Origin of the sequence: Actinomadura craniellae, assembly GCF_003289645.1 — a bacterium.
Taxonomy (GTDB): domain Bacteria; phylum Actinomycetota; class Actinomycetes; order Streptosporangiales; family Streptosporangiaceae; genus Actinomadura_D; species Actinomadura_D craniellae.
This window is the reverse complement of sequence record NZ_QLYX01000006.1, coordinates 31142-42110: the sequence shown is the minus strand read 5'-3', so window position 1 is coordinate 42110 and position 10969 is coordinate 31142. Positions and strand designations below refer to the sequence as shown.

The 10969-nt window shown below is 73.4% G+C and carries 8 protein-coding genes; all 8 read right to left on the bottom strand.

Annotated elements, in window-relative coordinates; genetic code table 11:
• Positions 1-29: 29 nt before the first annotated feature.
• Positions 30-1313 carry a nucleotide sugar dehydrogenase gene (locus DPM19_RS14675; RefSeq protein WP_111867672.1) on the bottom strand — a complete coding sequence of 428 codons (1284 nt, stop codon included), beginning with the start codon at positions 1311-1313 and terminating at the stop codon, positions 30-32.
• Entirely contained in the window at positions 1310-2965 is a 1656-nt protein-coding gene (locus tag DPM19_RS14670) for a glycosyltransferase family 2 protein (RefSeq protein ID WP_111867670.1), read from the bottom strand. The genes DPM19_RS14675 and DPM19_RS14670 overlap by 4 nt, the downstream gene beginning before the upstream one ends.
• A complete protein-coding gene (locus tag DPM19_RS14665) occupies positions 2962-4542 on the bottom strand; it encodes a glycosyltransferase family 4 protein (protein WP_111868382.1) in 1581 nt (526 codons plus the stop codon). Before DPM19_RS14665 ends, DPM19_RS14670 begins: the two co-directional genes overlap by 4 nt.
• Positions 4543-4593: 51 nt before the next feature.
• Positions 4594-5643, bottom strand: coding sequence for a Gfo/Idh/MocA family protein (locus DPM19_RS14660; RefSeq protein ID WP_111867667.1), 1050 nt, complete (start codon positions 5641-5643; stop codon positions 4594-4596).
• Positions 5640-6746, bottom strand: a complete 1107-nt coding sequence (locus DPM19_RS14655; RefSeq protein ID WP_233510159.1) for a DegT/DnrJ/EryC1/StrS family aminotransferase — start codon at positions 6744-6746, stop codon at positions 5640-5642. Before DPM19_RS14655 ends, DPM19_RS14660 begins: the two co-directional genes overlap by 4 nt.
• Before the next feature lie 189 nt (positions 6747-6935).
• A complete protein-coding gene (locus DPM19_RS14650; protein ID WP_111867659.1) occupies positions 6936-9122 on the bottom strand; it encodes a glycosyltransferase in 2187 nt (728 codons plus the stop codon).
• Between the two features lie 21 nt (positions 9123-9143).
• A complete protein-coding gene (locus DPM19_RS14645) occupies positions 9144-9827 on the bottom strand; it encodes a hypothetical protein (RefSeq protein WP_111867657.1) in 684 nt (227 codons plus the stop codon).
• Positions 9824-10963, bottom strand: a complete 1140-nt coding sequence (wecB, locus tag DPM19_RS14640; protein ID WP_111867654.1) for a non-hydrolyzing UDP-N-acetylglucosamine 2-epimerase — start codon at positions 10961-10963, stop codon at positions 9824-9826. The genes DPM19_RS14645 and wecB overlap by 4 nt, the downstream gene beginning before the upstream one ends.
• Between the last annotated feature and the right edge of the window lie 6 nt (positions 10964-10969).

Here is a 10969-nt window from a genome sequence, read left to right as displayed (position 1 = left end):
CCGGACCGGCGGGGCCGGTCCGGGCACGATCAGCCGCCGATGACGACCCGCCGCACCCCGGTCCAGCGCGCCGGGTCGGTGACGCGCCGCCCGTCGACCAGCACCCGCACGCCCGGCAGGTCGGCGGGGGCGAGGGTCTGGTACTCGACGTGGTCGGCCTGCACGACGGCGGCGGTGACGGGTTCCCCCGCGTGCGGCGGCAGGCCGAGGGCGGCGAGTTCCGCGGCGGTGTACATCGGGTCCGCGACGTAGGGCACGGCCCCGCGGGCGCGGAGCCCCTCGACCAGCGGGAAGACACCGGAGAAGGCGGTCTCCTTGACCCCGCCCCGGTAGGCGGCGCCGAGCACCAGCACCCCGGCGCCGGACAGGTCCCCGTACGCGGCGGCCAGCAGGTCCACGGCGTAGCCCGGCATGGCGACGTTGGCCTCGCGGGCGGCCCGCACCACCGTGGCGGCCGGGTCGTTCCACAGGTACATCTGCGGGTAGACCGGGATGCAGTGCCCGCCGACCGCGATGCCCGGCCGGTGGATGTGGCTGTAGGGCTGGCTGTTGCAGGCCTCGATCACCGCGGTGACGTCGACGCCGACGGTGTCGGCGTACCGGGCGAACTGGTTGGCCAGGCCGATGTTGACGTCCCGGTAGGTGGTCTCGGCGAGCTTGGCCAGTTCCGCCGCCTCGGCCGAGCCCAGGTCCCACACCCCGTTGGGGCGGGGCAGGTCGTCGCGGGCGTCGAAGTCCAGCACCGCCGCGTAGAACTCCGTGCCCCGGCGGGCGGAGCCCTCGTCGATGCCGCCGACGAGCTTGGGGTAGCGGCGCAGGTCGGCGAAGACCCGGCCGGTCAGCACCCGCTCGGGGCTGAACACCAGCGAGAAGCCGGTGCCGGCGGTGAGCCCGGACCACTGCTCCAGCATCGGCGCCCACCGGGTCCGGGTGGTCCCCACCGGCAGGGTGGTCTCGTAGCTGACCAGGGTTCCCGGGCGCAGTCCCCGGGCGATGTCCCGGGTCGCCGAGTCCATCCAGCCGAAGTCGGGCGTTCCGGCGGCGTCCACGAACAGCGGCACCACCACCACGACCGCCTCGGACTCCGCCACCGCCGCGGCGGTGTCGGTGGTCGCCGACAGCAGCCCCGCCTGGACGGCCCGCTTGAGCTTGACGTCGAGGTCGGCCTCCCCGGGGAACGGCGGCGTCCCCTCGTTGACCAGCCGCACCGTCTCCCCGTCGACGTCGGCGCCGATCACCCGGTGTCCCTTGGCGGCGAACTGCACGGCCAGCGGCAGGCCGATTTTGCCCAGCGCCACGACGCAGATGTTCACGAGCTGCTCATTTCCTTTCTGGCGGCGGGGACCAGGCGCCGCAACCGCTGCCGCACGACCCGGGACGCCCGGATCGGGGCAATGGCGATCAGCAACCTGCCCTTCGGGTTCTCCATGACCGACACCCGGTAGGGGCGGGCCCGGTACCAGCGGCGCAGCTGCGGCGGGAAGCCGGCCATGGGCAGCGGCACCTCGTAGGTCGCGCCGCCCACCACCACGTAGAGCCGCACCGAGTACCGGCCCGGCCGGTCGGCCTGGGCTTCGATGAGCGGGGCCACCGGGATGCCGATCCGGACGTCGGTGCCCGTGCCGTCCGGGGCGGGCGTGCAGGTGACCTGCCGCACCGGCTCGATCTCCGGGGGGACGTCCAGCCGCCGGGGCGCCGGCACGTGCCGGCCCGGCACCGGGACGACCCCGGCCCGGACGACGGCGGGGTCGAGCGCGCCCTCCCCGGCGAGCGGGAGCCGGGCGGTCACCGCCAGCACGGGCTTGCCCTCGCCGTCCTGCCAGGCCAGCGACGAGACGCCGAGCCCCTGGCCGAGGCGGCCCGCCAGGTCGCCGTCGGCCACGAACCAGGCGTCGGGGTACTCCGGGCTTTCCGTACCGAAACCCGAGTAGCGCAGGTGCGCCCGGCCCGCCGCCAGGACGATCGGCGGTCCGGCGCCCTCGGCGTCCTGCCGGATGGCCTCCTTGAGGTCGTCCATCGCCCCCCGCTGCGCCAGGGACAGCCGCACCCGCCACCTGACGTCGATCGCCGCCCGGATCGCCTCGGTGAGGTGGCGGTCGGACAGGTCGCGGATCCGGGCGACCAGCTTCTCCTGCTCGTCGGGCGGGTAGTCCAGGAACTCCGTCCGCAGCGGCTTGGCGACCTCCCAGGTGAAGTGCCGGACCGCGATCGCGTCCCGCGCGGGCCCCGGGGGGAGCAGGCCGGCGGTGAACTCCAGCAGCCGTTCCGCGCAGTCCAGGTGCGCCTGCTGGGTGCTGGCGAAGGTGATGTTGCCGGAGTCGGCGCGGCGCACCGCGTGGTAGTACTCGTAGTCGGCCAGCACGGAGACGCGCCGGGCCCGGAAGCACGCCTCGATGGTGAACGGCTGGTCGCTGCCGACCCGCATGTCCTCGGGGAAGCGCAGCCCGTGCCGTTCCACCAGTTCCCGCCGGAACAGCTTGCAGTTGGACAGCGTCCAGGGCAGGGCCGAGTCGGTGAACGTCACCTCCGGCCGGGTCTCGGTGAAGAGGGCCTGGTGGACGTACCGGCCGCCCGCGCCGACCATCTTGCCGATCACGATGTCGGAGTCGTGCTCGTCGGCCGCCCGTACCAGCCGTTCCAGCGCCTCGGGGCCGAGCCGGTCGTCGGCCCCGACGAAGTAGACGAACCGGCCGGTGGCCTGGTCCAGCGCCCGGTTGCTCGGGGTCGCGGGCCCGCCGGAGTTGGGCTGGTGCAGCACCTTCACCGTGTCCGGGTACCGCTCGGCGTACCGGTCGAGCTCCTCGCCGCTGCCGTCGGTCGAGCCGTCGTCCACCGCGATGATCTCCAGCCGCGGCAGCCCGATGCTCTGCCCGACCAGGGAGTCCAGGCACTCGGTGAGGTAGGGCATCGTGTTGTAGACGGCGACGACGACGCTCACGTCGGGGGTCTGGGTCACAGTGGTCATAGCGCGGCCTCCGCGGCCTCGGTCTCCCGCGGGCCGCCCTGCCCGGCGCCGGGCGGTAGCTCGGTCACCGGCCGGGGGCCCGCCTGCAACAGCCGGGCGTAGACCCGGTCGAGCACCTCGGCCTGCGACTCCCAGGTCCAGCCGTCCAGCAGGCCGGGGGTGTCGTAGACGGCCCGGTAGCGCTCCGGGTCGGCCAGCACGGCACGGACCGCGCGCGCGTAGTCATCGACGTCCTCGGCGGTGAAGACCTCGCCCTGACCGGTCGAGCGGGTCACCCCGGCCATGGTCTTCACGTCGCTGACCACCAGCGGCAGCCGGGCGTGCGAGTACTCGAAGAACTTGGTGATCAGCGCGATCTCGTGGTTGGGCCAGTGGTGGATCGGGATGACGCCGGCGTCCGCCGCCGACAGGAACTGCACCACCTGGTCGTAGGGGACGTAGGGCAGCGCGTGCACCCGGTCGGCGACCCCGAGTTCCGCGGCCCGGTCGAGCAGCCCGGAGACGTACTCGCCGTCGGGCTTGAGCACCACGAGGGCCACGTGCACGCCCGCCAGCCCGGGCAGCGCCTCGATCATGATGTCCAGCCCGCGCTGCGGCGCCGCGGCACCGCTGTAGACCACCAGCGGGACGTCCGGCCCGATCCCGCACAGGTCGCGCAGGTCCGGGACGTCCGGCCGGGAGACGGTCTCCGCCTGTTCGGGGGCGTTCAGCATCACGTCGGGTCGTTCCCGCAGCCCGTGGTGCTCGGCCAGCATGTCGGCGAGGGTCTCGGAGACCGTGAGGACGGCGTCGGCGTAGGGGGCGTACTCGCGCTCGTGGGCGCACTGGGCGGGGTGCCAGCGCGGGTTGTCGTTCCACGGTTTGATGCCCGGCAGGAACTCGTGCGCGTCCCAGACCAGCTTGACCGGCCGGCCCGCGGCGCGGGCGCGCACCGTGGCGCGGGCGCCGACGCCCAGCATCCGGAAGTCGTTGGCGTGGATCAGGTCGGGTCGCAGCTCGTCGATGACCTTGCCGTACGCCAGCTCGTAGTCCCACAGGTGCGGGTCGAGCCTGCGCCAGGCGCGGTCGCCCAGCAGCGACTGCCAGAACCGGAGGACGAAGCGGTCGAACGGGGAGTCGAGCTCCGCCCGCCGCCGCTTCAGCGCGTCGCTCTGCCGGGCGCGCAGCGTCACCCAACGGCTCAGCACCCGTGCGGCGATCCGGGGGACGACCAGCCGGGCCCGGGCGGCCAGCACGGACCACTTCGGCCGGCCCTGCGCCGCCTCCAGTTGCAGGGCCTTGCCCCGCTGCGCCAGTTCCGCCCGCCACGCCTTCATCCGCTGCCGCCGGTATCCGGCGAGCGGGCCGGGCGGGTAGGCCAGCGGCCGGCGCAGCGGGGCGCGGCGGAACTCGTACCGCCGCTTCATCAGCGGCCTGGGGACGGGCAGGTGGCGGACCTCGGCCGCGCCGATGTGCCAGGTGCGCTCTTTCCTGTCGGGGGACCGCCCGAGCAGGATCACCTCCCAGCCGGCCGCGGCGGCGGCCCGGGCGGACTTCTGCACCCGGGAGTCCCCGTGCACCGTGTTGTCGACGAGCATCACCACACGGCCGCGGGAACCACGCCGACCGGAAGCGCGGTCATCCGACATTCAAACGCCCCAATTCATCTGCTCGCTATACGTATCGGGCGAAGGTACCGAAACAGTGACTCCCTGGTCGGCCGATTCGAGGATGGCCGCGGAGATCTCCACGGTCCGCAACCCCTGCCGGAGCGTCACGATGTCGTCGCGGACGCCGAGCACCGCGTCCCGGAACCGCTCGTGCTCGACCAGCAGCGGCTCCCGCTTGGGGATGGCGTAGCGGACCATGTCCCCCTCCGAGACACCCCGGAACGCCCGCAACGCCTCCCACTCGGTGCTGCCGGCCCCGTTGGCGTAGAACGTCAGGTCCGCCGTCAGCGTGTCGGCCACGAAGCAGCCGCGGTCGCCGGTCACCACCGTCGACCGCTCCTTGAACGGGCTCAGCCAGTTGACCAGGTGGTTGACCATCGCTCCGCCGCTGAGCTGCCCGACGACCGCCACCATGTCCTCGTGCGGCCGGCCGCTCTTGGAGACCTTGCGGGCCGACACCGACACGTGCTCCTGGCCGGTCACCCAGCAGGTCAGGTCGATGTCGTGGGTGGCGAGGTCCTTGACCACGCCCACGTCGGCGATCCGGTGCGGGAACGGCCCCTGCCGGCGGGTGACCACCTGGTACACCTCGCCCAGCTCGCCCGCCTCCAGCCGGGCCCGCAGGCTCTGCAGGGACGGGTTGTACCGCTCGATGTGCCCGACTCCGGCGACCAGCCCGCGCGACTCGAACGCCGCCACCAGCCGCCGCGCGGCTTCGACCGAGTCGGCCAGCGGCTTCTCGACGAGCGCGCCCACCCCGGCCGCGGCCAGTTCCAGGCCGATCTCCTCGTGCAGCCCCGTGGGGGACGCCACCACCGCGTAGTCGACGCCCAGGGCCAGCAGCTTCCCGAGTTCCGGCAGGACGGGCACCCCCCAGCGCCCCGCCTCCCCGTTCTCGGCCGGGTCGACGATCCCGACCAGTTCCACCCCCGGCAGCGCCGACAGCACCCGGGCGTGGTTGCGGCCCATCACCCCGAGCCCGACCAGCCCGGCGCGCAGCGTCCGTTCCCCGGTGGCCACGCCGGTCATCGGGCGTCCGCCAGGCCGTTGACGGCATCGGCGATCCGGCCGAGGTCGTCCCCGGTCAGCGTGGGGTGCACCGGCAGCGACAGCACCTCGGCCGCCGCGCGGTCGGTCTCCGGCAGCTCCCATCCCGGCTTCCCGTCGGCCCCCAGGTAGGGCAGCAACCGGTGGATCGGGGTGGGGTAGTACACGGCGCTCTGCACGCCCCGGTCGGCCAGGTGCCGCTGGGCGGCGTCCCGGTCCCCGGCGATCCGCACCGTGTACTGGTGGTAGACGTGCCGGGCCCCCGCCGCCACCGGCGGCGTCTCCACCGAGGTGATCTTCGAGTCCAGGACGGCGGCGTTCGCCCGGCGCCGCTCGGTCCACTCGGGCAGCCGCTTCAACTGCTCCCGGCCGATGGCGGCGGCCACATCCGTCATCCGCATGTTGGCGCCGACGATCTCGTTGGCGTAGCGCTGCTCCATGCCCTGGTTGCGCAGCAACCGCAGGGTGCGGGCCAGGGCCGGGTCGGCGGTGGTGACCATCCCGCCCTCCAGCGCGTGCATGTTCTTGGTGGGGTAGAAGCTGAAACAGCCCGCCGTGCCGAACGCCCCGACCGGCCGCCCGGCCAGTTCCGCGCCGTGCGCCTGGCACGCGTCCTCGACCACGGCGAGGCCGTGCCGGTCCGCGATCGCCTGGATCCGCTCCATCGCGGCCGGGTGCCCGTACAGGTGCACCGGCATGATCGCCGCCGTGCGGGGGCCGATCGCCGCCTCGACCGCGGCGGGGTCCACGCAGAAGCTGCCCGGCTCGATGTCGGCGAACACCGGTTCGGCGCCCACCAGGCGGACCGCGTTGGCGCTCGCCGCGAAGGAGAACGACGGGACCACGACCTCGTCGGACGGGCCGATCCCCAGGGCCAGCAGGGTGAGCTGGAGCGCGGAGGTCCCCGAGTTGACGGCCACGCAGTGCCGGCCGGCCACCAGGCCGGAGAACTCCTCCTCGAAGGCCGCCACCTCCGGTCCCTGCACCACCCGGCCGCTGCGCAGCACTCGTACGGCGGCTTCGATCTCCGCCTCCCCGATGATCGGGCGTGCGGCGGGGATCGTTTCCTGGGTTGAGTCGGGCACAGCCATGCTCCTCCGTGGGGTGGGTGACGCAGGCTGAACCGGTGACGCCTCGACTCGTCTCCGGGGCCCGCCAAACAGCTGTACATAGCTGTATTCCCGGATAAATTCACTTATCCGGACACACCGGTTCGTTTCTTGTTAATACGACCGGTACGGAGGGGACATACTAGCCGAACTCATACCTGCACGTCACCGCGCCAATAGGCCGGTCCACTGGTCACAGACGCCGTCCAGCCCGTACGCCTCCCGGACCTGGGAGCGGCCCAGCCGGCGCTCCTCCTCCCAGCGGCCCTCCCGCACGGTGGCGGCGATCGAGGCGGCCATCGCGCCCGGGTCGGCGTGGATCCACCGCGGGTCGTAGATCGTGTCGGCGCCCGGCCAGGCGAGCAGCGCCGGGACCGCGCCCGCCGCCATGCCCTCGGCCGGGGCGAGGTGGAAGCTCTCGTCGTCGCTGGTCGACAGCACGAAGCCGATCCGCCGCAGCCAGGCGGCCACGTCCCGGCCGTAGGCGTCGAAGACCACGCCGCCCGCCAGCACCGGCGACCGCCGGATCCGCCGGAAGACCTCCTCGTAGTGGGCGCGCTCCTCCTCGCGCTGCCAGATCCACCAGTAGTCCCAGGGCAGCTTGGACTTCACGAAGAGGGTGAACCGGGGGTCCTCCCGGCGCAGCTCCGCCAGCACGTCCAGCGCCAGGTCGAGCCGCTTGCGGGACGGCGCGATGCCGATCATCCCCAGGTGGTGCTGCGCCCCGGCCAGCTTGGGCCGGTCGAACTGGCGGTCGTCGACCCAGTTGGGCACCACCGTGATCTTGTCGGCGGGCCAGCCGGTGATCTTGCGGGTCAGCTCGGCGTAGTGCGGGCTGACGCAGACCACCTCGTCGACCGCGTCGATGTCGAGCCGGTTGGGCCAGCCGGAGTAGAGCTCGAACCGGTGCAGCCGGACCACCAGCCGCTGCCCGGGACGCTTGTTGCGGGCGTACCAGATGGCGTTCGGCCCGCACCACTCGCAGACGATCACGTCGGCCCAGTCGGCGAGTTCCTGGCTGCGCTCGGGGTCGTGCACCTTCAGCGCGGCCCAGTGGTCGACCCTGACCTCCATGTCCGGCCGGGACTTCAGGTAGTCGAGCAGCCGGGTGAAGAACTTCAGGTCGTGCCCGGCCACCCCGACCCGCAGCGCCCGGCCGCCACCACCCCGGGCGCCCGCCGCCGCCCGCACGGCCTCCGACGGCTCGGGGAACGTCCGGTGCAGCTCGGCGCGCAGCCGCTCGGCCGCGGCCTCCAGGGTGTACTCGGCCGCCGCCGCCCGGCAGCGCCGCACGGCCAGCGCGTACTCGGCCGGGTCCTGGGCGGTACCGGTCAGCGCATTCACCACCTCCTCCTCGGTGGAGGCGAACAGCGGGTAGTCGGCGCCGAGCAGCCGCTCGTGCATGGGCGTGCGGTTCAGCACCACGGGCACGCCCAGCGCCCCGCACTCCAGGACCTTGGTCGACAGCTCCAGGCTGGCGTCCAGCTCGGGGTGCCGCCACGACACGCCCACGTCGCAGCCCGCGGTGAGCCGCATCGCCTCCGCCCGGGGGTGCCCGCCGTGCCAGATGACGCCCTGGGCGGTCTCCAGCGCGGTGCGCATCCGCTTGGCGAAGCCCGGGTCGGCCGGATCCTCGTGGATCTTGTCGCCGACCATGTGCATCTCGGCGTCCACCCCGCGGGCGGCCAGCAGCCGCGGCAGCGACGTCATCTCGTAGGTGTTCCAGCGGGGCGCGAACTTGCCCGTGTACACCAGCCGCAGCGCCCGGCCGGCGGGCGGGGTGCGCTCAGGCGGTTCCAGCCCGGCCGGCAGCACCACGACCGGCGGGAACAGCACGCAACGTCCCGCCGCGGCGGGCACCGCGCTCTCCAGGAAGCCGCGCAGCTCCTCGGTCTGGCAGAGCAGGATCCGGGACGCCTTGGCGATGCGGGTCAGCTCACCGTGGGCGCCGCCGTCGAACTCGCCGGCCGACTGCGGCACGTCGGTCAGGTAGGTCCACAGCCGGCCCTGGAACGGCCCGGCCGCCAGCTTCCCGGCGATCCGGCGGCCGCGGACCACCATCAGGTCGTAGGGCTGCTCGGCGTCCATCGCGGTCAGCACCGCGACGGCCTCCTTGGGGGTCATCCCGCGGTCGGCGGTGACCAGGCCCTCCTCGTGCGGGCGGCGCACCGTGACGTTCGGCAGCGCGGCCAGCGGATCCACCAGCCGTCCGGTGCGGACCGGAGCCTTGAGGACGAGGGTCACCTCGCAGCCGGCCAGCGCGAGCGCCTGCACCACCCCCTGGGCCCAGATCGCCGAGCCGTCGATCAGGTTGAGATCGACGTCTCCGTAGACGAGGGCACGTGATCGCACGTGGACTTTCCTTTCCGGACTTCAGTGGACGGGGGTCAGGCCCAGCCGCTCGGCCAGGTCGTCGACCCCCAGGGACGGGACGGTCAGGTCCCAGTCGAGGCGGGCGAGGGCGGGCGGGGGCGACTCGCCCCACAGCACGGCCGGCAGGTTCCGGGACCGGGCGATCTCCAGCACGTTCACCAGCGCCTTCTCGCGGTCGTACATGCCGGGCACGCCCAGGTACGCCCAGGGGCCGCCGGGGGCGCCCGCCGCCGCGTCGACGACCAGCAGGTCGACGTCGGCCGCCTCCAGCACCGACGCGGCATCGTGCGGGTAGAGCGGCGTCACCCGGGCCGTGCCGTCCAGCTCGGCCAGGCCGGCCGGGGAGAACAGCCCGGCGACCGCGAACCCCGTGTAGGGGTCGGCCTTCAACAGCCGGTCCTCGGGCCGGTCGAGCTGGTCGAGCTGGAGCCGCTCACTCTCCCGGCGGGTCGCCGAAGGGGCGGGGTCGTGCCGCCGCCGCCACAGCCGGTACAGCTCGCGCGGCAGCCGCGCGGTACGCCGGCCCGGCCGCCGGGCCGCCCCGGCGACCAGCCGGCCGACCTGCACCGTCGTCGAGCTCTCCAGGGCGATCAGCCGCTGTTCGAGCTCCTGGATGCGCGCGTCGCGCTCGCGCAGCGCGGCGCGCAGCCGGGCGGCCTGGCGGGCGGCTCTGGCGTCGTTCAATGTTCCCACCGGTTCAGGCTGGTAGTGATCACTTCGGCGATGCGGGGGCCGGCGTGGCCGTCCCACAGCGGCGGGGTGCGGGACTCGGTCCGGCCGGCCGACTCCAGCGCCTTGCGGGTCGCCGGGACGAGCTCGTCGAACGTGACGAGCCGGTTGGTGCCGTGCGTGATGGTGATCGGCCGCTCGGTGTTGGGCCGGACGGTCAGGCACGGCACGCCGAGCACCGTGGTCTCCTCCTGGATGCCGCCGGAGTCGGTGACCACCGCGGCGGCACCGCGGACCGCCGCGACGAACTCGATGTAGCCCAGCGGGTCGAGGATCCGCACCCGCGGGTGGTCGGCGAGCCCGGCGGCCAGCAGGTTGGCCCGGCCGCGCGGGTGCACCGGCATCACCAGGTCGGCCAGGTCGGCGACGCCGTGCAGCCGGTTGACCAGCGCCGCCGCGGTCTCGGGCGAGTCGACGTTGGCGGGCCGGTGCATGGTGGCCAGGACGTACCGCTCGGGCAGCCCGTACGCGGCGCGCACGGCCTCGGTGTCGAACTTCCCGAGGTTCCCGAGCAGGGTGTCGATCATCGGGTTGCCGACGAAGTGCACCCGGTCCACCGCGACGCCCTCGGCCGCCAGGTGCCCGACCGCCTCGGGGCTGGTGACGAAGCACAGCTCGGAGAGCTGGTCGGTCAGCCGGCGGTTGACCTCCTCGGGCATGGTCATGTCGAAGCTGCGCAGCCCGGCCTCCACATGGGCGACCGGGATGTGCAGCTTGGCCGCGACCAGGGCGGCGGCGATCGTCGAGTTCACGTCGCCGTACACGATGACGAGTGCGGGTGAACGCTCAGTGAACTCCCGGTCGAGCCCGACCATGAGCGCGGCGGTCTGTTCGGCATGACCGCCGGAGCCGACCCCGAGGTTGACGTCGGGCTCGGGTAGGCCCAGGTCACGGAAGAAGATGTCCGACATCCGCTCGTCGTAGTGCTGACCGGTGTGAATCACCACCTGGTCGGCCCCTGCCGCCCGGAGCGCGTCGATCACCGGGGCGGCCTTGACGAAGTTCGGCCGAGCGCCCAGCACATGGACGAGGAGGCGATGCGCCCCCGCCGGGGCACCATTGGAAGCCAACACTATTTCCCTTCTGTTCATCACGGA